The sequence below is a fragment of the Paenibacillus sp. FSL R5-0636 genome, from assembly GCF_037974255.1.
GTDB lineage: Bacteria > Bacillota > Bacilli > Paenibacillales > Paenibacillaceae > Paenibacillus_AQ > Paenibacillus_AQ odorifer.
In genome coordinates, this window is sequence record NZ_CP150232.1 from 5,760,730 (window position 1) to 5,786,338 (window position 25,609).

Below are 25,609 nucleotides of genomic sequence, written 5' to 3' on the forward strand. Positions count from 1 at the left end.
GCTGCAAGCTTAAATGACACCAAATTTCTTTAATGCGTAGGCTATCCCGCCTTCACTTGCTTTTTTTGTAACAAAATCGGCTTTTTGTTTTAACTGTTCCGCACCGTTTCCCATCGCAATGCCCAATCCCACATACTCCAACATGTCGATATCATTTCCACCGTCACCAAACGCGATAGCTTCTGACTTGCAAATATTCAGATAATCCAGCACTTGTTTAATCGCCGTTGATTTAGAAACTTTTGTTTCTTCAAGCACATTCATAACGTATCCGTGAAAACGTTCGAACCGTAATTCAGAAAATCTATCTTGGAATTTTTGCGCTTCATTTTCGTCCGCATACAAGCATATACAGTAAACCTCCTCTGGCAGAGCGCTCATTTTTTCGGGATATTGTGTAAGACTCAAAGTCTCCTTTAATGCCTTCATAACGCGCTCATCCTCGGAACCCATTCCGTTCATGGTTATAAGTTCGGTGAAATAGGACATGCCATGTCCGTTCAACTCAGCAAAAGCCGAGAGTTCCCGCACGGTTTCTGTTGAAAGCGTTGATTTATAGATAACGTTATCCTTACATTTGACAAGCGCACCGTTAGCAGAAATAAAGGTATCAATGCCCATAGACTTGAACTCTTCACATAAGTTATGCGGTCTCCCTGTTGCAACTACGACTTTAATTCCTCTCTCTAACAACTTCTCAATTGCTTCTAGCGTGCTAAGCGGAATGCTTCTATCAATTTCACTTACTAGAGTACCGTCCACATCAAAAAATACAATCTTATACATGTTATGAAATAAGCCTCCCCGTTCGAACGTAACTAGATAGATTATATTTCATGGGATCTAAAACAAGAAGGAAGCCGATCACACGGATCGGCTTCCTTCTTGTTTTCATTATTCAGCTTCGGCACAACAAGCTTACGTCGTTAATTTTGCATATACCACAAAAAATAACATCATTTCACCAATGATCAGGTAATTAGGTATAAGGAACAACAAATCTACTGCGAAAAAAACACCAAGTAAACCTAATAATAACGTCAAATGAAATATCCCTAACCGTTGCTGTATATGTCTATATTTATGGAAGACCAGTGAGGTAGAGAAGAAGTAGAGCAGGACCGATCCAAAAACAAAACACACCATAAATGTATAATTTAATTGATCTAAAAATAACAGTTGGATCGAAGCTGCAATCATACTCAAGGATACATAAATAAATAAATGCCCGTAAATTATGGTTTGTCCGGCAGTCTCTATAGTCTTGTCCACTTTCTTTTCAACATTATCAAAATATTGCCACCACATAGCTATGATTAATAGAAAAGTTAATAATGCAAATACAATAGATTGCCACGTCCAGTGGCTAGACTGTAAGACCGCAAGGATACTGACCACTGATTCGCCAAGCAGAATAAGCGTAAACAACGAGAAGCGTTCCAATAAATGATGAGTATTGATCGGACTTTTCACCAAGTATTTCCGGCCTACTAATGGAAGCAGAATGTCTACAGTAATTCCCGCATACAAAACTACATAACGCATCCAAGAGTCAAAGAAAAGTGATAAAGAAGAAATCACTAATCCAATCCAAAATCTGCTTCCCAAATACCGGGCAGTGCCCTTTCTATCAGCCGCTTCATTCTTATTTATCGTAAGATATTGAATGGCTGTCATAGCTCTCAAACCAACATAACCAATTAAGAATGGCATATAATATTGATCAAAGTTAACCGACAAGCTCGCCGTCATTATTAATACAAAAAATAATTGTAGAATCAAGAATATCCGATGTGAAAAGATGTCTTGACCAAACCGATTTACAAAAAGCGATTGCCCTACCCAAGCCCACCAGATCGGAATAAATATTAAGATGAATTTGGATAAGTATTCAAGTGGGATTGTACCCGCCTGTACATGCAATAGGACATGGCTCGCTTTTGAAACTGCTGCTACAAAAAGCAGATCATAAAATAGCTCCAGCCAAGTAACTTTCTTCTCAGCAATGGATGCTGTACTGTGCTCAAATCCCGATGTGCGTTTATTCATCGTCTGACTCCCTTGGTTTGGATGTGTATTTCTAATACAGTTTATCGAATACTTATCCATCTTAACCGAATTGATATACTAATTTGAAGCCCCTTTGCCTAAAATAAAACCAGCAAGCCCCCACATACGGGAGGCTTGCTGGTTTTTTCTGACTAGAGCTTTGTTCTTATTCCCCGGCAATACCGGAGCGTTCCACACTTTCTACGAAATGACGCTGTACGAACAAATACAGAATCAGAATTGGCAGAATAGTTAGAATACACGCCGCCATAACCTGATTCAGTCCAGTTGGGGCCATCCCAATAGAACCCGAAGTCATTTGCGACATCGTCTCCGCTGCCTGATTATTGGAACCATAAAACATCGCTAATCGCTGCGACAGATTATAGAAATCCGGTGTTGTTAAATAGGTATTCGGTTCAAAGCTGTCATTCCAGTGCCATACCACAGAGAATAAGAATACGATCAGCATTGCCGGCTTGGCGATAGGAAACATGATTTTCCAGTACGTTCTGAATGCGCCCGCACCGTCGATACGTGCTGCTTCCTCCAACACTTTAGGCATTCCGCGGTAGAACTGAATAAAGATCAGTACGAATAATGCCCCCTTCAACCCGTGCCCAAACATAGAAGGAACCACAAACGGCAAATGTGTATTAATCCACCCCAAGTCACTAAAGAACAAATACAGTGGCACAACAATCGTCTGCGGTGGAACTAGAAAAGTAAACAACAGCAGAACGAAACACACTGCGTAGCCTGGAAAACGGTATCTGGCAAAGCCATAACCGATTAAGGAACAGCTTAAGATCTGCAGAACCGCACTCCCGAAGGAAATAATCGCACTATTTGCGAACCCGGCCCAGAATTTTAGCGAATCCCATGCCAGAAAATAGTTGCCAAAACTAATCTTTTTCGGAAGCCATTGCACTGTGGCATCGGCCACGTCTGTTACTTGCATCATGGATTTGGATACCATGTATAACAAGGGATATAGGAATACGAACGTTAAGCTGAGAATAACCAAGTAATAAAAAGCGATATTCAGCACCTGAAGCGAACGTTTTACGACTCTGTCCAGCTTGCCGCTTGCTTTTAAACGAGTTGTCAGATGTTCCATGTTCGTTGTCCGAACCTGCTTTACGGATTCCTTCAACATCTTCTACTTCCTCCCTTCGGTGGCACCGAGCGACTTGCTGAATAACAGGAAGACCAAACCCAGAACCAAGAAAATAAACACAAAATAAATCCAACCCATCGCTGAGCCATATCCAAAATCATTATTCTTAAAGACGACATTCAAAATATGACTCATGATTTGATTATCTGTTTTCGTGAATGAGCTGACGATACTAAACAATGTGTTTACGAGCATCATCGGCATAATCATCGGGAAGGTGATTTTCCAAAAGCTTTCCCACGCGGTTGCTCCATCACATTTGGCCGCTTCATACAGTGAAACAGAAATCGTCTGTAACCCCGCTAGAAAAATCAAAATTTGCACGCCAGAATCCCACATCACCAGCGTTAAAGATTCTGCATATTTCAGCAACGACTTCAAAATGTCGCCGGGGATAAAGTTATGGAGCTTATCATATAAATCCTGATTATAAAAAATCGGTAAATTTGCGGCACCCTGATCCATCAATTTGCCCAGGATCGCCCCTGAAGCAATGATGACCGGCAAAAAGAACACGCCACGAAAAAAGGTTTTTCCTACGAGTCCTCGATTTAGCAGAATCGCACAAAAGAGCGAAAAGATAAGAATTAACGGAACCTGAGTCACCGTCGACACCATCGTCGATTTGAGCAGTGGCAAGAAATTAACATCTGTAGTAAAAGCGGCGCGATAATGCTCCATCCCAACAAAAGTGGCCAGTAAGCCGCTTTTGCTCACTTGGAGATCCTGAAAGGAATAATACAAGGAACGGCCCAGCGGAACAGCCATAAACACCAGAAATCCGACCAGCCACAGGCCGATGAAGGAATATCCTTCAACGAAATAACGCGCTCGCATCGATAGCTTTGATTTTTTCACTTCATCATCCTCCTGTTACCGCATAGCTGAATGCCTCGACGGTCTGACCAGACACGTCAACAGACTGCTCATTATAGTTGACTATAATGCTCACACCGTTTGCATAAGTCGTCCGAAAGACCTTACTTTGCAGCTGCTCATGATTCGTCATTTGCTGGTTACTAATGCTGTCATAGACCTCTTTCAATGCGAGATAATTCTGTACAGAAGGTGCCAGCCAGTTCTCAAGACTAGAACTGAACAGCCGGTCTGCCATGGTTCTCTGAAGATCGCTAGTCGGAGCATAAGTTAATTCATAACTTGGAAGGGCTCCATATTCCAGCGCCCGTAAGGTTTGGTTACGGGAATCATCGTACAGATTAACCGGGCTTGCTGTATAAGGCACTAAGCCGTGTAACACTAGTTGATAGAAAGGAATCGCCCGATCTGTATAGACAAATTGACTGGAGTCGAGCGGCACTTGATCAATCCGGTTCACATGTCCTAATGTATAGGCAAAACCATAATCTACTGCCGTGTTAAGCTCACCCTTACGGAAGTTATCCAATGCATTAACATAAGTATCTTCTGTAAGCTGGCGGTCCGTATTGGATTTATTATCCTCATCGGAGTATAGCAAGCTTCCAAAGTGTTCAAACTGTACACCCTTTACACCCAAATACTGGAACTTGCTCAGCTCAGCATTACTGCGTTTTGCGATAACACTAGGTTTCATTAAATAGAAATAATCATCCGTATTCCACCGGGTAGAGAGATAATAAACGTACTGCTTCAAGACTTCACGATTAATGCCGCGCACAGCATCTCTGCTTGCCTTCACGCTGTTGCTATCTTGGTAAGGTTTCACGTAGTTAGCTTTCAAATAAAGATTTACGCCCTTGCCTGCGGCATATTCCTGAAGCTCTTTAAGTCCCTTTTTACCTCCCAGCTTCTTTTCAACCGGAAATTGTTCTGGCTGGTTTCCGTATAAACCATTTTTGGACCATCCCTCGATCGTAATCTCTAGCTGAGTAACACCCTCTGCCTGATATTGATCAATCATGTCCTTGATTTGTTTAAACGTAGCTGCTTCTATAAAAGTTGAACCGATGACTTCATCACGAGAAATCCCACCGAGCACTTGAAGATACAATGGCGTGTTCTCAAGAACTACTTCCTTGACCTTTTTCTCTTCCATTAAGTAATTACGGTATTCCTTCGCCATCCCAACGTAGTTAGCTTCCTCGCCTTGGAGCAGAACATAACGTACGCTACGATCGGTTTTGATCATCTCACCCTGATAATAAGGAATTTGGCCGGAATTGCCGACAAAAATAACATCATCCTTGCGCAGGGTAAATTCACTTGATGCTCTATAAAGCGAAATAGCGCGAATGCCTGATGGAACACCGTTTATTTTAGCGTCGGTATCTCCCTTAGTAACAATTGCTAAATATCCGGTGTCTCCCTGATAGATCCCAAACACTGGCAAAGCGATAGCTTTTTTAAGAGGTGCCGCCTTTTGCCAAGAGTTATCCGTAATTTCATGATTTTGTTTCACGAAGGTTTCGTCCCCGCCGTAAATGTACTCAGAATAACCTTTCAAATAAACGGGATGTTCTTTACGAAACTCCAGCAATGCCCCTGAACCATCTGGAAGCATCATTGCCCCCTCTGCATCTTCTCTAGCCGCATGAAAAAATGGCAGAACCTCCAGACTCGTGAATTTCGCATTCCCCTCTTCCTTCAAATACTCCTGTGGAATGGAAGCCTCAAATCCATTAGCCGTCAGTCTGTACTCCAGAGCAAAAGAAAGCTTCAGGCTAATAAAAGCAAACTCCGCGCGGACGACATCTTGCTCAATCGTTACGGTAACCGTGGAGTCCTCATCTTTAAGTGGGTAGACCTGTGTAATGTCAGCCCCCTGTGTGTATCTTGCATAAATCGGCGCGGTTGTGTATTTCTTAATATTTGGCATGGCTGTTCGCTCCAGCTGTGGAGATCCAAGCCACTCCTTGTTTGTGATTTTGTCTGTGATGCGAAGATTTCCCGATTTCTCATCTACATACAAAATATAGCGTTCGTTCTCCAGTGCTTTTGTTCCAGGCGTGACCGGCTGCAGCTCAACCTTCTGAACAGGTGCTGCTACGACGGCTGGAGTCTGCTCTTCTGCAGGAACCGCAGTCTCCTTTTCTTTCACAGCAGTGGCCTGCCCTTCAACTGGTTCAGTCACCACCGATGTTTGCTCTTGCCCAACCTCTTTGCTTTCTTCAGTCTGAACAGACTGCGCAGCGGTGGACGGATCGGCGGAACTGTGTAGGGGTTGAACATTTATCACTGCGAACAGCATCATCACAACAATACAGAGAATGCCCCGCACTTTAACTTTTTTTCTCATCGTGTTACCTTTCCCTCCTTACGCGCGCAATCTCAATTCTTTGAGCAGATCGACAATAAATGAAACAAATTGATTGGAAATACCAAACAGCAAAATACCTACGAACCAGATAATGGCGATTCCTATTACACTGATTATGGTGATAAAAATAACCTTGCGAATCTCAAAATCATGCAGGATCTTCACCTTCATTAAAATCAACCAAGCCACCCAAAGAATCACAAACTTGTGCAGCAGATTGAAGGTTGAAGCCTCATCCAGCGAAAGGACCAACGTTAACAGTGTGACTGGAAGGATAAAGAGCATGTATGGAACAAGGGCAAAGGCACTGCCCACAAAAATCTCTTTGAATTTCCCCTCACCATCCATAATCGTACTGACACCCCAGTTCGAGACACACCAGGTCAACCAAGGAACGATAAGCCAAATAAACTCATGAAACATGGAGATTTCATGCGGCTCTCTTGTTTGAAAAGCATACCCTGTAATCAGAATCGAGATCATTCGTGCCACAAAGGTCAGTAGAACGATGGCAATCCCCTGTATCCAGCGGATACGTTGCTTTCCTTGAATATCGTTATAGAACTGATAAGGATGAACTACAACCTGATGAATCATTCGCAAAGTGTTCATCCAATCTCCCCCTTTGCCGGATCCAATACTGCCTTGTTTCCTCTATACAGCCAGGTATGGAATCTCCGGTATAATCTCGGCACACTCCAGAGCAGTACTAAGAACAGTCCAATTCCGCCGGCGAAGAAATAAGTAAAGTGCTCCCGGATATACAATTTACGATATTCGCGGAAAGCAGATGAATAGTCAGCTTTGGAATTTGAAAGCTTGAAGTAGCTCATAGATTCCTTATATTGCTCTGCTTTATATAGCGCTTTGCCGATAGCTTGATAAGCCATATCATAATTGGCGTTCAATCGCAGCACCTCTTGCCATAAGGATTGCGCTTCGTCATAGCTGCCATCTACATATAGCAAAGATGCCTGATGAACCAAATCCGCAAACGGCGTGTTCCGGAAGCGATCGATTCTGCCCCGTCCTTTATCCACTACATAGATCAGGCCATCAGCGGTTTGATCTACGGCGGAAGGAGTCACGAAGAGTCCATTCTGATCCCCGATCCCGCCGAAGCTGAATAACAAATTCCCCAGCTTGTCATATTGAAAGACTTTACTGGACTGCAAATCCAGCGCGGTTATAAATCCGTTCTTATCAATACTGATCCCCATAAAGGAAGCCATACTGAATGGACCCTCAGAGTAATAATCGCCGTACCAGCGTTTACCAATGTTCAGCGTATCTACGCCTACCGGAGATAACCGTTTGATCTGGTTATACTCTTCGCCCAGGGTTGTGCTGTAGATAAATCCTTCTTCATCCAGATCCACGTTGGAGAACTCAGAAGGTTTAACGGTCGCCAGCTGGTTCTGCTGCTCTTTGGTGGCCACCAGCTTAATTAAGAGTCGTGTCCAGGAGAAGCCTACATGGTTCGCTCCATAGAACCCCTTGAACTTACCGCCTGAGTCAATTTGCAGCAACCCCTGCGTGTTACCATCGCTCACCACATACATATAATCACGCTTATCTACGACTAATTTAGAAGGAGAATAAGAGAAATTAGCACCCAGTAATGGGCTGTCCGGTTTTAGAAACTCTTTTACGAACTTGCCATTTTTATCAAAAATAGCAATACGCGCGTTTTTTGTATCTGCTACATATACCGTTCCATCCTCTTTCACGAATACACCCTTCGGCTCTTGCAGCTTGCCGCTGCCTTCCGTATCGCCGATCAGATTTAGCAGACGACCGTCCTTATCCATATGAACAATACGGCTATTGCCCGTGTCTACTACGTAGAGTGAATCGTCATCACTAATAAAGAGAGATTCCGGATTTTTGAAGGACCCCGTATCTGTTCCTGTTGGATCGATAGAAGAATCGTAGAGATAACCATTAATCGAGCGGACCTCATTGCCGGACTGATTCCACGTATACCCCTCATATGGGGCTTCACCAGCTAGCGCCTGCCCTGGAAGCAGCAGCACTGGCAGTGTCAGCGTCACCATTAGCCCTGTTAGCAGCATTTTTTTCATATTACGTCCTATCATCATGACTCCCCCTATTCCTTCAGCCCCGAATGGGCCATTGTCTGAAGCACCATCCGCTGCGTTAATATAAAGACAAGAATAGTCGGGAGAATCATCAAGAAGCTTGCTGCTGCCAAAGTGCCTACCCTAGCAACGACTCCGGCTCCACCACTGATAGTTTGGATGGCGAGCGGCAATGTCTTCATTTCCTGAACAGTCGTATAGACCATTGAAGGATACGGATCATTCCAAGCAGAAATGAAGCTAAATAAAGCAAAAGTCGAAATCGCCGGCTTAAGCATTGGCATCACAACCACCCAGAATACCTTCCATTCTGAAGCCCCGTCTATGCGGGCCGCCTCTAATAAAGCGTCTGGAAGCTGCCGCAGGAACTGGGTCATAAGAAACATTCCCATGGGTGCAGCCAGATAAGGTAAGATCATTGCAAAATACGAATTCATTAATCCGCTGCGGCTAATCAGCAGATATTGCGGTATTTGCAATACTAAGGGTGAGAACATCAGCGCCGCCACAATCATACTAAAGATAGCGCTTTTAAATGGCATATTGTGCTTGGCAAGCGGATAAGCCGCCATTGCTGAAATTAAGACACCCCCGACCACAATCCCCGATGTAACGACCACGCTATTGAAAATAAACCGTGAGAACGGCACCGCCGAGGTTCCGGTAATTAACAACAAATCACGAAAGTTCACCATTGTCGGATTCACTACGAAAAACCGCGGTGGGAACAGGAATAGTTCGCTTGTTGGTTTTAAAGCAGTCACTGCCATATAGACAAGTGGCAGCAGCATAATTAGGCCAAACACCGTTAAGAACAGATATAAAAAGATGCCGCCATAGTCAATACGCCGTAAATTTATTTTGTGCATCCTAATCCCTCCCCAGCACTTTGAAGATGAGACGGTTGAGCCCAAGCATCAAAGCGAACAGTAATACAGCAATCGCTGACGCATATCCCATCTCAAAGCGGATAAATGCGTAGTCGAACAGATGCGCCATAATCGTATGGCCTGCATAAAGGGGACTCGGAAATCCAACAAGCCGCATACTGACGTCAAATACGGTAAGCGAACCGACCACCTGCATCACCGCACCGAATAACAGCTGCGGTTTGACGCATGGAATCGTAATGTACCAAAGCTCCTGCCAGCGGTACTTGACCCCATCAATTGAGCCAGCTTCATATAAATCTGTCGGTACATTTTGAAGTCCGGCCAGAAAAGCAAGGAAACCTACCCCCATACTCATCCATAAGGAAACTATGATGATAACGGGTACAATGGAATCCACATTTTGCAGAAATAAATAAGGTTCATTGATAATCCCCAGCTGAATGAGCCAGTGATTAAGCAACCCCTTGCGGTCGCCGGCGAACAAATACAACCAAACCACGGACATTGCTACTGCACTTGTAATCGATGGCACATAGTAGCATAGGGTATAGAAAAAGCGGAACTTCTGCGGAATCTGGCTAATCAGCCAGGCCAGCAAGAAGGCCATAATATAACCTATCGGACCTGTAATAATGGCAAATTTCAGCGTAATCCCAACAGCTTTAAGAAAGATATCATCGTCTACAAACAACAGCTTATAGTTAGAGAAGCCAATGAATCTCGGTGTCTCAATAATGTTGTAATAGCTGAAGCTTAGAACGACGGACATGATAATAGGAACAATAGTAAAAACGGTGAACAGAATCAGGAAAGGGGCCAAGAAATAATAGGAAACTTTATTTTTCTTGATATCTAACCAAAGCTGAGTCCATTTCCCGGGAGTTTTCGTCGGCTGCATCTGTACGGCTTCGTTCTGTGCCGGTGTAATTATTTCACTACTCATTTCTGACCTCCTTCCTCTTTGGCGCTTGAAGTCTGGGAAGTTTCAATTCCGAACTCTTCGCGTTTCTTACTAAGCTCTTTATTGATTTCACGTACACCTTGCTCCATCGCCTCCCGCGGGAATTTACCGTTGAGCACAATTTCATTCCAGATGTTGGCGATATGCCGGGTCGTGTAATATCCTCCAAGCACCACTTCGCGCTCTTTAAACCACTCCCACTGTTCCATAATGGCGTCGATATCATCTTGCTGCCACGGCAGACGTTTGAGTGCTTCAACATTGGCTGTATTCCAACGAGCTTCAACACCCAGCAAAGACTCAAGCTCTGAGCCGAAGTTCTCCTGTGCATCCGCACTGGTCCACCATTTCAGGAACTCCCAAGACTCTTCTTTCATCTCCGTATCCTTAAAAATAATTCCTGTCTGTGCAAGCCCGCCTGTAGAACGGTTAATCTGTCCATCGGCTTGTTCAATACCCGGCATTGGTTTCATGCCCCACCAGCCTGTCAATTCAGGTGCGGCAGTAGATAACAGAATGTATGTGGAATAATCAGCAACGCCGATTGGCATCTCTCCAGAACGGAAACGGTTATAGAAATCCGCTTGTTTCTGCAGCTTGTAGTTCGTAAAGAGTCCCGTCCACATTTTCATAGCTGTCAGTGCTTCTGGTGAATCCAGATCAGACAACATCCCATTATTCTTATAGAAATCCCCGCCATACTGGAATAAGAACGGTGCAAACTCATTAATGGCTAGACTCGGGTTGTTCGGGGCATGTGGATAATAGAAGTCCATCCCGTTTTGTTGCAGCACAGGAATCAGTTCCATAACCTCTTGCCACGTATCCGGAATATCCTTATCGCTAATGCCCAGCTGTGCCATAATATCTTTCCGGTAAAAGAGCATCGTGAAGTTCTGATTCTCAGGTAAGGCAAAATCTCCGTTATCATACTTATAAGGAATCAGTGCACCCGCTCTGAAACGTTCAGCAACCTCTTGATAATCTGAGAATTCATTCAGATTCACGAGTGAATTCCGCACCGCAAAGTCAATCGGCACTTCACCCTCAACCCCCAGTGCCACATCGGGAGCAAGTCCGGCAGTATTGGCTAATAACAGAATCTGCTTCTGATCCGCTGCAAGCGTAGGAATAATATTGACGTTCACCTTGATGCCCGTGTTTGGTGTAAAGTCCTCATCCACCATTTGCTTAATGATCTCCGCCCAATCACGTCCACGAGAGATCCAGACATCCAGCACCTTTTCATTTTTGTACGTATTCCCTATGCCGCTGTAATCCTTTGTAAAAGAACTAAAGAAGTCATACGTCATCGTCCCTACACGGGTATACCAAGGAGCCGCGTCTTTAGGCCATGGCTGATCTTCCGACTTCACTTCAATATAGTCCATTACAATACTCTGCTTCATTAATCCGTTGACCCATAAGCCAAGCGATGACTGCAGATCCGTAAATTGCTGAAGACGACCTGGAATACTTGAGGTATCCTTCGCCATTTCCAGGAACCGGTCACGTGCTTCATAAAGCGTACTCAGCTCAGAGCTTCCATCGGCAACGCCAAAAGCATACATATCCTGCACAGCATCATCCAACGTCCGCGCCATCAAATGTAAACGTGGCACAAGATTAGGAATGTTCTGCTCCAGCTGCCAATCCCCGTTTGGATCAGGGTTCGTTCCCGTTACCTGCGTGATTTCACGTCCCAAAAGAGACATTTTATGTGTAGTGTTCAGCACAGCTTCAATCATTCCGCCAACGCCCGATACTTGAACTTCCATCCGCAACGTATGCTTACCTTGTTCTAGATAAAAGAAGTACTCTCCATCCTCATTCCCTAGCTTGTTTACTTGCCATTCCGCTTTGTAAGGGAATTTCAAGGCATTCAGCTCTTGGAACGGTACCTCGCCATCAATCATAATCCGGCGTTCCACCGGTATCCCGTTTAGGAACCACTGGCCGTAACGAATTGCGATATTGTAGAGCCCTGACTCAGGAATCTCGAAATCCCATTCCGCCCATTGTCCACCCGTACGCCACCCGACACCCCCAAAACTATTAAGCACAATAGCATCTTTGTTAAAAGGTTCGGTGAGTGGCTCCCGATCCTCGATCCGCTTCAGCGTTGGATCTGAACGAAGGGAGGATTCTTCTGCCTGAATTTTGATCACTTGATTCTGAACAGGCTTGTAACCCTTATTCTCATACTCCTGCTTCACTTCCGCATAAGTCGGGAGCGGTTCTGGAGAAAATATTCTCAGTTCACTAAGTGCAGCCGGTTCCCGGATGGCTTCCAGCTTCACCGTATGCTCCCCTTTGGTCAGATAAAAGCGAAAGGGATCCGCAGTTCTGGCCTCGGCATCTCGAAACTCCCGATATTGCCAGCCTGTTACCTCTTCCCGCTTGGGATTAAATTCATTCCCTTGATTGTCCAGCCATGGCTCTGCACTTTCCTTCCACATCCGCTGGAATTCCATTTTTTTTACTTGAGAGAATAAATACTCCCCATCAATCTTTACGCTTCGAATGATCGAGGATCGTTTACCAGGAAGGGCATAATACTCCATCCCCATCTGATATAACCCATCTGCCGGAACCGTAAATTTATATTCCACCCAGCTATCCTCTGCTTTAAGCGCTAGTACCTTGCCGGGTCTCCCACCAAGATCCGTCATTACCTCTGTACCTTCAGAACTAATGGCCTTATAATCCGCCGAAGGAATAGCAAGCGTAAAATCCGATGAGTCCTTTGCTCCATCCTGCTGTTTTTCCTCGTAATAGCTTAAGTAAGAGGCTTCGAGTTTTGAATTCACACTATCGCTTTCTAAAATAGAGCTTTCATCAACATCCGCATAAACGGGGATGCCATCCATCGCTGAATTATCAAACCCTCGTGATTGATTCCACCACACTAGGGAGACTCCTAAAAGTACCAGTAACAACAAACTAATCTTATATTTTCGCAGTATGCGTAACACGCATCGGTCTCCTCCCATCTTTACGGGCCTCTCGGACTCAAGTGAATACAAGCAGGGCAGCTCTGGCAATTGCAGGCTGCCCCTCCTGTTATTAGATTCCTTACGGCTGCATTCCCATTGCCTTTTTAAAGCCAGCAATTTCTTTGGAAGCTTGCTTCAATACATCATCGCCAATTTTTTGAATAGCCGTCTTGGAATCTGTGTTCTTAGCAAGCGCATCACCGATCGCCGCTATAAAGATTTCCCAGCCCTTGTTATCTACTGGTGTAAGGTGTTTGACTGGAATATCGTTACTTAATTGTTCATATAGTTTAAATTCCTCTTGCCCACCCAGATATTCATTTTTAGTGTTTGCGTACCAATCAAGACTGGAAATATCCTTGTAACCCGGCTGAATGGAATGTTTTGTCCAAATTTTCCAAGCATTTTCACTTCTCATGCTCCACTGAATGTAAGCCCATGCCGCTTCTTTATTTTTGCTTTGCGAAGGGATAACAAAGCTTGATCCGCCCATTCCCACGTTAATTCCTATTGGCAAACGGGTTACCTTCCATTTTCCGGCAAGCTCAGGGAATGTTTCTTGAAGTCCGCGCGCTCCGAATGAACCCGATACGACACCAACCAAATCACCTTTTAGAACTAGCTGTTTACCTTCGTCTGAGCCATAACCGATATGTGGTGCCCAGCCCAGCTGTTGTCCACGTTTTGTAATATCGAGAACCTTCACCATTTTGTCCGTATTACGTGTCCAGTTCATATCCTTATCAAAGTAACCGACTTCATCTCCTGCCCATACGATCGGGCCATCGCTCCACTCCATAAAATATTTACCGTTAGCTTTCAAAATTTGAGCCAAGTTCAAGAGATTCTCTTCATCTTGCATGTATTCGCCAAGCTCAGCAGGATCACTTGGCAATCCAAGCTCTTCAAAAATGTCTGCACGGTAGTAATAAACCCCCGGGGTCATATCCCAAGGCATACCAAGCAGCTGTGAGCTGTCCGGTGTCATCCAACGTTCCCAGTTATACGGAACAACCAGATCTTTATATTTTCCAGCGTTATAAGGCTCTTCCAAAAGATTCTCCAAAACATTTCCCGCCATATAACGGTTCAACTGGTACATCTCTACTTCTGCTACGTCCGGTGCCCCGCTACCTGCGGCGATTGTGGTTTGCAGCTTGTCATGCAGGTCGCCAAAGGGCATAACTACCGTCTTCAGCTTAATACCAGGATATTCAGCCATAAATGCAGCGCCGACTTCATCAAATACTTTTTCATTAAAGGCCCAAACCGTAACCTCACCTTGAATATCTTTGCTTGGCAGGTCGTTGGCAGGATCTGTTGCTTCCGTGCCCTCTGTAGCTGTTGCATTGGTTGGCTCACTAGCATTATTGGTTTTTTCAGTGTTCGTTTTTACGTTGTTAGATGCATTTTGATTCGTCGTTGAGCTTCCAGCGCTGCTACAGGCTGACAGAATAAGCACAAAAACCATTAACATACATACGACTAAACTGCTCGTTTTTCTTTGCGAAATCATAACCTAACCTCCCTCTTAAATTGAACAAATAAATGCTTGTTTATAGTGAAGGAGTGAACCTCCCTCCGTGACCAGCTATTCCCCCCCTTCCTTTAGTCTTAACACGGTCACGGAATATTTCGGGAATTCAAACTCCAGACTACCTTTGTCTACACTTATCTTTTGAGTTACAGGTGCCACCTTGTCAGGTTCAGCGAAGCTATTCTCAGCATTTAAATCGTCCGACTGAAGTACGGTACCTGTTCCTTCCAGGCTTGATGTGGCAAGTCCGGCAAAAGAAACATCCGTGCGCTGAGCAGTGTCACCTGCATTAACGACTTTAACGATCAGCTCACCTGTGGCAAGATCACGGCTCGCAGTTTGGAACAGCGGCCCTGCCGGACTTTCATCATTCACCTCTTGTATAAGCTTGCCGTCGATATAGAGCCGGATATTAGCACCGGATAATTCAATGCGGATATCGTACAATTTCCCAGTCTCAATCCTTACAGGAACCGTTCTTCCGATGACTGCTCTTGTTCCACCTACTGATTTTTCAATCGCGCTCTGCGTATTTCCCCAGCCGCCAAGATTCCACCAATAGAAGTTGCCTTCATCTTTAGAGCCGAACATAATGAGCATGCCTTCTGCTCCGCCAGTCTTTTTCGCCTTAAGAGAAAGTGTATAGTCACTCCATGAAGCCTCACCGGCAACTGCACGAATATCAATATCATTAGAAGTCTGCTTAAAAGTACCCTTGGATTGTTCCCAGTCCCCATTGTTTAGAGTCCAGGCTCCGGAATCCTTCTTGAAATGATCTTCAAAAAGAACGTCATCACCTTTCGCTACTCGTACATCACTGTACTCTACCTGCGTGGCCCAAGTCCCCAATCCAATTCCACCTTGAATGGATTGCTTACCGGGGGGTTCTTCTTGACCTAGAGCCACAAGTGAGGTTGGAAGAACTACATCCCCCTTATTGCTTCCGAACATCTGCTGCACATGATAAGAAGGTGTTCCGTAGCTAGTCGATGAATCAAATACAATAGCGTCCGGGTTCCAAGTACGATCCTTCGTATTCACAAACAACGGAGCATAGGAGGACATTTTCACGATATCAGAATTCCGTTCCATACCCATCATAAAAGCGGCCTCGCCGATTGCAGCGTTCAGATTGCCTTCTCCGGCACCCTTGGTCACCGCATACTCACCAACATAAATCTCAGGACCACTCCGGTCATAAGTATCGTATCTGTTCGAGTTGCTGAGGAACCATTCAGAGGTTTCATAGTAATGCTCATCAACCATTTCGATAGGCTCACCTTCAACTGCCGCATTGGCAATGAGATGAATCTCTGGATACTGCTCTTTAATTGCCTTATAAAACAGGCCATAACGCTTAATATATTCACTCATCTGGAAATTGTTTTCGTTACCAATCTCTACATATTTCATATTAAAAGGCTCCGGATGACCATTGGCGGCTCTTTGTGCCCCCCATTTGCTAGTAACCGGTCCATTTGCATATTCAATGGCGTCCAGCGCATCTTGTATCCACGGCTGAATTTCACTGACTGGAACGGTATTCTGCTTGGCTATAGGATCTCCGTTATGTGAAATCCCGATATAAGCTACATATAATGGTTCCGCTTTCAGATCTTCGGCCCATTGCAGATATTCGTGGAAGCCCAGCCCATCTGAGGAGCGGTAATCCCAATATCCCTTATGACCGGGACGCGTTTCAATCGGACCAATGGTGTTCTTCCATGGATAAGCATCAGTTGGCGTTTTCCCTTCCACAAAACATCCCCCCGGAAAACGAACGAATGCGGGTTTCATCGCAGCTACCTTTTCAGCCAAATCGATGCGAAGTCCATTCTCCCTGTTGTTCCAAGTCTCAGGAAACAAAGACACCATATCGAGATAAACAGTACCTACATTTGCAGCAGAGATTACAATTCGTGCGTTTGCTACAGTACCTGTAGAAGTCAGTGTGTATGTATATGGGTTCCATCCTTCTTTTAACTTATCAACGGTCTGTTCTGCATATAGCTCTTTGCCATCCGGGCTTTCTAACGTTATACGCAGTGGCATAATGTTCCCTGGCTCTGGCCGCGCATAGAAAGACAACTTGTAACTGGCATCCTTCGTCAAAGCGATCCCCCAGTAACCGTTATTCACAGCAGATACCGAACCGCCCTCGGCAGCAGATGATACTGTTAAAGCCATTGCCTGGGTCTGAGCCTCGTTCAAAAGCTTAGTGCCGGTCAGAGCAAGCTTCCCTTTACTGCCTCCTTTTTCATCAATCCACCAATTGAACAATGTGACCGAACTATCCTCAAAGGAACGATTGGAAATCAGCTCTGCATATAGCCCTCCATCTCCCGCATGATTAATCTCTTCGAAAAAGGCTCCGTACAACATCGGGCTTATCTTAGCTCCCGGATTTTCCGTATCCACGGTCAACGTATACGCGGGTCCACTACTTGTATTAGCTGCTGTCGCCGGTGGAACAGTTTCCTTTCCCGCTTCACCCGTTGCTTCTACGGCAGATTCCTTAGACTGAGACAGTGGCGCGGTGTTTTCTCCCTTAGAAGCCCAATAATACGTCAGACCGCCAACTACAATCACGAAAATCAGCACCGTAAGCCATAGCTTCCGTCCATATTTATTCAAAAATAATTACCCCCAACCTTTTATTAGCGTTTTCATTTTTATGAAGTGAATAGACACTTCCATTCGCATTAACTTAAAATCATTCCACAAAACCTAAATGAATCCGTTTCCATTGATAAAATACCATACTAAAATCTGGTTGTAAATAAATTAAACTAAACCTTTTTATACTTTTATGAATATAATTTCCAATAGATATGCAAGAAATTAAGAGATTTATTAGTTTTTTTAAAATAAATTCCCTCTTTTCATCTCACCATCTTTATATTCCTCTAAAATAAACGGGGGTTTACAGCTATAAGTAAGTTTATTTTTCATTTTTTCCTCCATTTATTTTACTGTTTTATTTTTCCATTCAAATAATAATGAAATTAAAATTAATTTTATTCTCACCAAAAAATCATATAAAAAAAGCTCCCCTTTGCCTAAACTCGGGCAAAGGAAAGCTATAGTTATATCTCAACTAAATTTAATTCCGCCACTTCATAAACTTGTAATCAAGAAAATCAACAAGCAAGAAGAGAATAAAACCGACCAAACTGAACAACATAATTCCCGCATACATCTCCGGATAATCTAATCTTAACCACGCATCCATGATGAAAAAGCCCATGCCGTGCTCTGTTCCATAAATCTCCGTAAAAAACAGTACAGATATCGCTGTCCCTAGCGAAATACGAATCGTACTCAGAATCACTGACAATGCACCCGGCAGTGTCACATGCCAGAACTTCTGCACAGCGCTGGCACCTATACTAGTTAAGACATCATAGGTATTGTCCGGAATAGCCTTAACCCCATCCCTTACAGAGATGATGATCTGAAACAATAGAATCAGCATGATCATTAGGATTTTGGACGTTTCCCCAAGCCCGAAGAACAGCATCACTACTGGAAGCAGGGCAATTTTGGGAACCGGATAGGTCAAGTAAACCACAGGGTCCAGCAGTTTGTTCCAGGTCAACGAACGTCCCATTAGAAGACCTATGAGCAGTCCAATAATTAACGCCAGCACCACACCCGCAAAAATTCTGAACAAGCTATACCCCACATTTATAGCAATATCCTGCGCCCCTAACTGAAACATCGCTTTATATACAGCAAAGGGACTTGGCAAAATCGAATGATTCATAAGTAAAAATGCGATATACCAGACTACATTCATACAGACAAATACAAATAGAAGCCTTACTAGATGATGAAGTCGACGTTTGTTTACCATATCTCCTGCATCACCTTTCTAATCCGCTTAGTCTGCTCAAAGAAATCTACACTGTCCCGCTTATCCTCATGCTTCATATGAAACACCAACTGATTATCAATAATCTCAGGTGTAGTTTCTTTGTTGGAAGGCATGACAATAATCTTTTGCCCCAGCAGAATCGCTTCTTCCACATCATGAGTGACAAATAACGTAGTCGTAGGGTTAGCCAGCCAGTTATCTAAAAAGAGGACCTGCAGCGTTTCCCTTGTTATCGCATCGAGTGCAGAGAATGGCTCGTCCAGCAACAGAATAGTAGGCAAAATGGCAAAAGCTCTGGCAATCGCCACTCTTTGCTGCTGGCCTCCACTAAGGGATAAGGGATAACGTTCTGCTAAATCAGAGATCCCCATCGACGAAATCCACTGCTTAATCTGCGTCTCCCGTTCTTGCTTGGATGAACTTGCCGTATGCGTAATCTTCATCGCTATCTGAATATTATCATGTACAGTCTTCCAAGGAAGAAGCCCGTAGTTCTGCGGCACCAGCCCGATTAACGTTTCTTTCTCATGCACAGATTTCTCATTAAAAAGAATGTGTCCCTGATAGCTAGGCAGCAAGCCCGCAATCGCCCGTAATAAAGTTGATTTCCCGCTGCCGGAGGGTCCGATAATGGTGTAAATCCCGTGCTCCGGCAAAGTTAAATCTACCTGACCCAAGGCCAATTGTCCGCTCTTATATTCTACTTTCAGATCCTTTATAACGAGTCCTTTATTTCTTGAATTGGACATCAGAAATCACATCTTCGGCCGAGATATTTTTGCTGAGCAAACCTTTTTCCCGTGCCCAAGCAAATGCGGCCTCTACTTCCTTCACATCCACTTGATAAGCTGGTACATAATCTGGTACCTTGATTTCATCTTTTAATGTTTCCGGATATCCTACTTCTTTGATTACAAGATCGATATATTCGGATTGCTCATGGGATTTCATATAAGCTACTGCTTCATCATATGCAGCATACATACTGCGGATAGCCTCTGCTTTGGCATCAATTGCAGTTTGCGGGAAAGCTAAAACGAACGGATTTACTCCCGCAGTTAGCGTTGAGCTCAGTACACGCAACCCTGAGGTTTTGCCCATAGTTACAAAAGGTTCCGGCAAAATAGCCGCATCCGCCTTATTATTCTTAAGCAATTCTAAACGGGTCGGAATCTGTGGAACCTCTGTGACTGTAATATCATCTTCGGTCAGGCCCGCTTGTTTCAGCATCATTGCCACTGTATATTGTGTGGAGGTATTTTTGGACAAAATCACGGTTTTACCCTTCAAATCCTTCACATCCTGGATGGATTCATTTCCAGTCAGCAAATCAAACTCTCCAAAAGTTGTACTGGCGATCTTCACATCCAGTCCAGCCTCATTGTAAATGGAGATCGCAACCAGGTCAGCGCTTAGACCATCCAGCTTGCCTGCTTGAAAAGCTACATCCCGATCTTTGGCGCTTTTAAATGTTTGGATATCCAGCTCCACACCGTGGTTTTTATCGAAACCTTGTTCATGTGCGATGATAAAAGGAATAGCATCAATCGAGGGCAATAAACCTAGCGACAAGGAGGTAACTTCTTTTGCAGCCTCTGGAGCAGCTCCCTCTGACGATTCTGTATTTGTATTATTTTTCGAACCACAGCCGACTGCAAGTGCAGCGATGACAACAACCATCATAGATAACAACAACATTCTCTTTAGACCTTTATTCTTCATTTAACTCTCCTGCCTCCATTATTCTTTCTATAGTGTAATTCTCTGTAATATTCTTTGCTCACTCATAAATGTGCATGCAAAAAAATCCTTAAGCTCTACAAAAAAAGCTTTAGGCATGTTAAGTTTACCACCAATCTTTATATTTTGTATATTTATAAATTTAGATATAAGTAAATAGAAGCGACGCAAAAAAAGCTGACAGCGGAATGGTTCCGCTACCAGCCTCAATCTCAATGTTATGGAGTTAGTAGATTTGTGTGGATTTTAATGACAGCTTTTTTAATCTGCTGCCCCGGTTGACCCATACCCGGTCTGTGAACATCATGAGGGAAAAAGACCGCGAACATGCCAGGCTTCAAAGATAACAATATTTCATCTGCTGATGGGGGATAAAGCGCATATTCTCCTTGGGCATCGTAAGGCTTAATGGGTTCGATCCCTTCTTGCAGGGTTGCCCAGCCAATCGTTTCTTCACCTTCGATCAGATAATGCACATCAATATAGGCCTCATGCTTCTCTGCGACTTGTTCCTCCAGCGATTTTGCCTCAAGAGCCATAATCGAAGCATACATTTCGTTCCCGCGAATTTCGATTCGTCCAAGATCAGGATCATGTTGTAAGATTACTTTCAATTCCTCGATAGCCTCAACAATGACAGGATTCTCATACTTGATATGCTCTTCCCAAGATGACAAAGAACCTAAGATCATAGCTTTCCATTCCCCTCACATCTTAATGTACTAAACCAGTTTCTCACTGACTGCTGAAGCTGTTGTTTCTTTATTAATTATGGATTGCTCACTAGTCTTCTTGAAATATTCTACATATAAAATATCAAGCAGATAGAGCTGCGATATCTTTGCAGATAATGAACCCCCTTGCAGCGGTCCTTCATTAGCACCACATAGCAGGGTCAGATCGGAGTACGAGGTTAGCGGTGACTTTTCAAACCTAGTAATGGATATTACTTTGGCTCCTCTTTCCTTTGCTTTTCTCGCAACCTCAATGCTATCCTTGGTCGAGCCGGAATAAGAAATCACAACAGCGACATCCCGGTTAGACATCAGTGCTGCCGACATCATCTGCAGATGTGAATCCATTAAACATTCCGTTTTGTTCGTAATGCGCATAAATTTAATTTTGGCTTCCATAGCTGTGACTAGAGAAGAGCCCACACCGAAAAATAATACACGTTCTGCATTAATCAAATACTCAATAGCCTCACTGATCTTCTGTATATCAATTAAATTATAGGTCTCGTTGAGTGCACTTACATTCGTGGTCAGCACTTTAGAAGCAACAGCTTCAATCGTATCATCCATCAGAATTTGATCGGTAAGCTGCGGGATCTCATTCTCCACAGTGATGCTATGTGCCAATGCGATCTTGAACTCTTGATACCCTTTATAACTTAAAGATTTGCAAAATCGAAATATACTTGATTCCCCAACATCACATGCATCTGCAAGATCAGTAATCGACATGTAGACTACACTTCTCGTGTTCTCCAGTACATAGTCCGCTACCTTCTTCTCCGTATTCGTCAAATTATTGTATTTAGAATGAATTGAAGAAAAAATACTGATTGTCCGCAAAAAAGCCCCTCCTTTTCAATAAATTAATGTACGAATAAGGAGGAAGCTCCCAGCAGACCTGCCTTATTCCCTAATGAGGCTTTAACAATTCTCACTCCCGCAAAGCTTTCCATAAGCAAAGACTTCGTTCGTTCTTCTACCCTTCGAACCAAATCTTCTTGTTCCATTACGCCGCCACCAATAATAATCGCGGATGGATTGAAGATATGAGTGATAGAAGCTAAACCAACAGCCACTTCAGTAATCCATAGATCTAAAATACGTTCAAGCTGCTCATTTCCGCTCTGTATTTTATCAAATAAGGCTTTTCCATCCGTGCATTCGGGATCTGCCAGCTGAGCCATCTTCACTAAAGCTGTAGTTGAAGCGTATTTCTCATAATATGGCAGTCCTTCTACTCCGGATGTGGCCGACAATGGGTGAGTAAAGATATGGCCAAATTCAGCCGCTACCCCATTAGCCCCTTTATAGATTTGGCGATTAATGACGATTGCACCGCCAATGCCTGTGCCAAAGGTTAGACATAAGAAATTGTTAAAGCTCTGAGCAGCCCCAAAATAAGCCTCGCCTAATGCTGCTGAATTCACATCGTTCTCTACCATAACAGGTTTATGAAAATGATGGGTGACAATATCCTTAATTTTCATTCCAGTATATCTAGGTATATTTTCGTTAGCATAGACAATAAATCCTTCTTCTGCATTAACTTGGCCCGCGGTGCTTATGGCAATGGCATCAAAATGATCGTATTCTGCAATCTTTTCCAGCATTCTTGAGATTACATGAGGTCCCCCCAAGTAGCTTTCTGTTGCATACTCCTTGAAGTCATGTACATTCCCCTGTTTATCGCATATACACATCTTGGTATTGGTACCGCCAATATCTACGGCTACAATCCTCATTTCCATCTACCCTCTCTGGCGTTCTACTGAATAGCGTTCACAAACCGTTTCGTAATCTCCATCGGTCTCGTGATCGCAGAGCCAACCACTGCTGAATACACACCTAAATCAAACATGGTCTTTAATTCTTCAGGAGTGGAAACCCCACCTTCAGCTATAACGGGAACAGAGAAGTTGTTGACGATTTGTTGAACCAATTCAAAATCTGGCAAGTTGCGCCCTTTAGTAGCCTCTGTATAACCGCTCAAGGTAGTTCCAATCAGATCAAATCCCAGCTCAACAGCCTTCGCAGCTTCCGCAAATGTAGAACAATCCGCCATAAACAGTTGATCTTTGTAAGTCTCTTTTAAAAGTGGAAAAAGTTCAGAAATGGTAGATCCATCCGGGCGAATACGGTCTGTAGCATCCATAGCAATGATATCTACCCCTTCGCGGTACAGCTCATCGACTTCCTTTTGAGTGGGTGTAATAAAGACTTCAGAGCCTTCATACACCTTTTTGATTATCCCAATGATCGGCAGATTCACTTGCTTTTTGATTTCTTGAATATCCGCTACGCTGTTTGCCCGAATTCCAGAAGCCCCGCCTAAGTAAGCAGCATAAGCCATTCTCCCCATAATAAACGGGCTATGCAGCGGTTCTTCTGGTAAGGCTTGACTGGAGACGACTAATTTATGTTTTATTTTTTTAAGTACATTATTTTCAGTATTCATCAGTAACCCACTCCACATTTTTATTTATTCTTTAACTGCTCCTGCCGTAATCCCATTGGTGAAGAACCGTTGGAATAACATGAACACTAGCAACATCGGAATTGCAGCGATGGTAGCTCCGGCCATTTTATAAGCGAAATTAGGATTCAAATCCTGCATTAAGGTCGCAGTACCAACCATTAATGTTTTCATTTTGTTCTCTTGGCCTATAACCAGCTGCCACAAGTAATCATTCCAGACTTGCACGAAATTCAGAATAAATAAGGCTCCAATACCAGGTTTGACAATAGGCAGCATGATGCGTGTGAAGATTCTCCATTCATTTGCACCATCTATTCTCCCGGCTTCTCTTAAGGCATTAGGAGTTAAATCGAAGAATCCCTTTAATAGGAACACTCCAAATGCACCCGCCACGTTCGGCCAAATCATACCGTTATAACTATTTACCATTCCAAATTGTTGGGTGATCCGGAATAAGGGTACAATCATAATTTCTTTAGGAATCATCAAGCTTGATATAAAGATAATGAAGATTATATTTTTACCTTTAAAATTAATCTTTGAGAATGCATAGGCGGCCATAGAGCCTACAACAATAACCAAAATAGTAGAAACACCTGATACATAAATACTATTAAACGTCCATCTTAAAGCCGGCTGGTTCTGAAATACATCCACATAGTTGGAGAATGTAATCGATTTGGGCCACCAGTCTGGAGGCATCTTCACAACATCCGAGCTGTTCTTGAGTGAACTTGTGAATAACCAATATAGTGGAAAAAGATTAAGGAGTGCGAAGAGGATAATGATCACATTCGATATCACATCAAACTTCTCTCTCTTTTTCTTGTTTTTAATCTTCGACATGTTGTATTCCCCCTCACTTCACCTTAATCATGCTTCGTAGCTGTGGCACAGACAATATCAATGTAATCACGAACATGATAACCCCTACCGCAGAAGCTACGCCGAGTTGGTTATATTTAAAGGCATTATTATAAAGGTAGTACATCAGTGTTACGGAGGAATTGTTCGGTCCGCCACCGGTCAGTAACTGAATGACTACAAAGATTTTTAATACGGCAATAATATTGATAATCGTAATATAAGTTGTTGTAGGTCCTACCGAAGGAATCAGGATCTTTGATATCACTTGCCATCTGCTAGCACCGTCGATTTCGGCTGCTTCAAAAAGCTCTTTCGAGACACCAATCATCGCAGCTATATACAGAATAATTGCCTGGCCCACGTTAGTTGCGAAGGTTACAAATATCACGACTGGCAGAACCGTCTTTGGATTTCCCAGCAGATTAATCGTCCCTAGCCCCATATCTTTATATAGATAAGAGATAAGTCCGTTAGCCGGATTCAGCAAAAAGCTCCAGACCATACTCATAACCACCATGGACACCATTACCGGGATATAATAACTTCCTCTAATAAAGGAAACGTACTTAGCATTTTTATCAAATACCGCAGAGGCTACGAACAATGCAAACCCCACTGTAAGTAGAACGATAAATATTACGAACACAACGGTGTTGATGGTAGCCTTAAAAAATACCGGATCATTAAACAATGTGGTGTAATTGGCAAAACCCACAAATTTCTCACTGTCATAATTAATCTGGTATAGACTCAGCCGCATCCCTTCTAAGATCGGATAGACAAGAAAGGCTAAGAATACTATCATCTGAGGTAAAATAAACAGATAACCTGTAATATTCTCTTTTAGGTAATTACTACGTAGTTTCATATCGTTTACCTTTCTAATTAACAGCCCCAGAGTCTCTTCAGACCCTAAAGGCTATCAATCGTGTATTGTT

At 43.5% G+C, this 25,609-nt stretch carries 21 protein-coding genes; all 21 read right to left on the minus strand.

What is annotated here, in order from left to right:
* Nucleotides 1-9: 9 nt before the first annotated feature.
* Complete coding sequence (locus MKX34_RS26235) at nucleotides 10-786, minus strand: Cof-type HAD-IIB family hydrolase (RefSeq protein WP_076138104.1); 777 nt, start codon at nucleotides 784-786, stop codon at nucleotides 10-12.
* A gap of 132 nt (nucleotides 787-918) precedes the next feature.
* Nucleotides 919-2,007, minus strand: coding sequence for a low temperature requirement protein A (locus MKX34_RS26240; protein WP_076296902.1), 1,089 nt, complete (start codon nucleotides 2,005-2,007; stop codon nucleotides 919-921).
* A gap of 208 nt (nucleotides 2,008-2,215) precedes the next feature.
* A complete protein-coding gene (locus tag MKX34_RS26245) occupies nucleotides 2,216-3,208 on the minus strand; it encodes a carbohydrate ABC transporter permease (RefSeq protein WP_051491074.1) in 993 nt (330 codons plus the stop codon).
* Between the two features lie 3 nt (nucleotides 3,209-3,211).
* Nucleotides 3,212-4,087, minus strand: a complete 876-nt coding sequence (locus tag MKX34_RS26250) for a sugar ABC transporter permease (RefSeq protein ID WP_081383952.1) — start codon at nucleotides 4,085-4,087, stop codon at nucleotides 3,212-3,214.
* A 4-nt stretch (nucleotides 4,088-4,091) separates the two neighbouring features.
* Entirely contained in the window at nucleotides 4,092-6,464 is a 2,373-nt protein-coding gene (locus MKX34_RS26255; protein ID WP_076296896.1) for a DUF5696 domain-containing protein, read from the minus strand.
* Between the two features lie 18 nt (nucleotides 6,465-6,482).
* Nucleotides 6,483-7,097: a YIP1 family protein gene (locus MKX34_RS26260; protein ID WP_036679624.1), complete on the minus strand. Its 615-nt coding sequence runs from the start codon at nucleotides 7,095-7,097 to the stop codon at nucleotides 6,483-6,485.
* On the minus strand, nucleotides 7,094-8,587 hold the full coding sequence (locus tag MKX34_RS26265; protein WP_179089301.1) for an NHL repeat-containing protein: 1,494 nt from the start codon (nucleotides 8,585-8,587) through the stop codon (nucleotides 7,094-7,096). Before MKX34_RS26265 ends, MKX34_RS26260 begins: the two co-directional genes overlap by 4 nt.
* A gap of 8 nt (nucleotides 8,588-8,595) precedes the next feature.
* Complete coding sequence (locus tag MKX34_RS26270; RefSeq protein ID WP_038573103.1) at nucleotides 8,596-9,456, minus strand: carbohydrate ABC transporter permease; 861 nt, start codon at nucleotides 9,454-9,456, stop codon at nucleotides 8,596-8,598.
* A gap of 1 nt (nucleotide 9,457) precedes the next feature.
* Nucleotides 9,458-10,423: a sugar ABC transporter permease gene (locus MKX34_RS26275; RefSeq protein WP_052097291.1), complete on the minus strand. Its 966-nt coding sequence runs from the start codon at nucleotides 10,421-10,423 to the stop codon at nucleotides 9,458-9,460.
* Nucleotides 10,420-13,350 carry an extracellular solute-binding protein gene (locus MKX34_RS26280; RefSeq protein WP_052097293.1) on the minus strand — a complete coding sequence of 977 codons (2,931 nt, stop codon included), beginning with the start codon at nucleotides 13,348-13,350 and terminating at the stop codon, nucleotides 10,420-10,422. The genes MKX34_RS26275 and MKX34_RS26280 overlap by 4 nt, the downstream gene beginning before the upstream one ends.
* Before the next feature lie 166 nt (nucleotides 13,351-13,516).
* Nucleotides 13,517-14,953 carry an extracellular solute-binding protein gene (locus MKX34_RS26285; protein ID WP_076099485.1) on the minus strand — a complete coding sequence of 479 codons (1,437 nt, stop codon included), beginning with the start codon at nucleotides 14,951-14,953 and terminating at the stop codon, nucleotides 13,517-13,519.
* A 75-nt stretch (nucleotides 14,954-15,028) separates the two neighbouring features.
* The gene (locus tag MKX34_RS26290) at nucleotides 15,029-17,608 is read right to left on the minus strand and encodes an alpha-L-arabinofuranosidase C-terminal domain-containing protein (protein ID WP_081383953.1); all 2,580 of its coding nucleotides are present in this window, start codon (nucleotides 17,606-17,608) and stop codon (nucleotides 15,029-15,031) included.
* Nucleotides 17,609-18,077: 469 nt separating this feature from the next.
* Nucleotides 18,078-18,830, minus strand: coding sequence for an ABC transporter permease (locus tag MKX34_RS26295; protein WP_081383954.1), 753 nt, complete (start codon nucleotides 18,828-18,830; stop codon nucleotides 18,078-18,080).
* Nucleotides 18,824-19,600 (minus strand): ABC transporter ATP-binding protein, encoded by a 777-nt coding sequence (locus MKX34_RS26300; RefSeq protein ID WP_076103674.1) that lies wholly within the window; start codon nucleotides 19,598-19,600, stop codon nucleotides 18,824-18,826. Before MKX34_RS26300 ends, MKX34_RS26295 begins: the two co-directional genes overlap by 7 nt.
* Nucleotides 19,581-20,573 (minus strand): ABC transporter substrate-binding protein, encoded by a 993-nt coding sequence (locus tag MKX34_RS26305; RefSeq protein WP_094902111.1) that lies wholly within the window; start codon nucleotides 20,571-20,573, stop codon nucleotides 19,581-19,583. The genes MKX34_RS26300 and MKX34_RS26305 overlap by 20 nt, the downstream gene beginning before the upstream one ends.
* Nucleotides 20,574-20,809: 236 nt before the next feature.
* Nucleotides 20,810-21,283, minus strand: coding sequence for a YhcH/YjgK/YiaL family protein (locus MKX34_RS26310; RefSeq protein ID WP_076103676.1), 474 nt, complete (start codon nucleotides 21,281-21,283; stop codon nucleotides 20,810-20,812).
* A 30-nt stretch (nucleotides 21,284-21,313) separates the two neighbouring features.
* The gene (locus tag MKX34_RS26315; RefSeq protein WP_051491079.1) at nucleotides 21,314-22,168 is read right to left on the minus strand and encodes a MurR/RpiR family transcriptional regulator; all 855 of its coding nucleotides are present in this window, start codon (nucleotides 22,166-22,168) and stop codon (nucleotides 21,314-21,316) included.
* A 23-nt stretch (nucleotides 22,169-22,191) separates the two neighbouring features.
* The gene (locus MKX34_RS26320) at nucleotides 22,192-23,070 is read right to left on the minus strand and encodes an ROK family protein (RefSeq protein WP_076103677.1); all 879 of its coding nucleotides are present in this window, start codon (nucleotides 23,068-23,070) and stop codon (nucleotides 22,192-22,194) included.
* A gap of 23 nt (nucleotides 23,071-23,093) precedes the next feature.
* The gene (locus MKX34_RS26325; RefSeq protein ID WP_036679646.1) at nucleotides 23,094-23,783 is read right to left on the minus strand and encodes an N-acetylmannosamine-6-phosphate 2-epimerase; all 690 of its coding nucleotides are present in this window, start codon (nucleotides 23,781-23,783) and stop codon (nucleotides 23,094-23,096) included.
* Nucleotides 23,784-23,807: 24 nt separating this feature from the next.
* The gene (locus MKX34_RS26330) at nucleotides 23,808-24,650 is read right to left on the minus strand and encodes a carbohydrate ABC transporter permease (protein ID WP_080742596.1); all 843 of its coding nucleotides are present in this window, start codon (nucleotides 24,648-24,650) and stop codon (nucleotides 23,808-23,810) included.
* A gap of 13 nt (nucleotides 24,651-24,663) precedes the next feature.
* The gene (locus MKX34_RS26335; RefSeq protein WP_036679648.1) at nucleotides 24,664-25,539 is read right to left on the minus strand and encodes a sugar ABC transporter permease; all 876 of its coding nucleotides are present in this window, start codon (nucleotides 25,537-25,539) and stop codon (nucleotides 24,664-24,666) included.
* Nucleotides 25,540-25,609 lie beyond the last annotated feature (70 nt).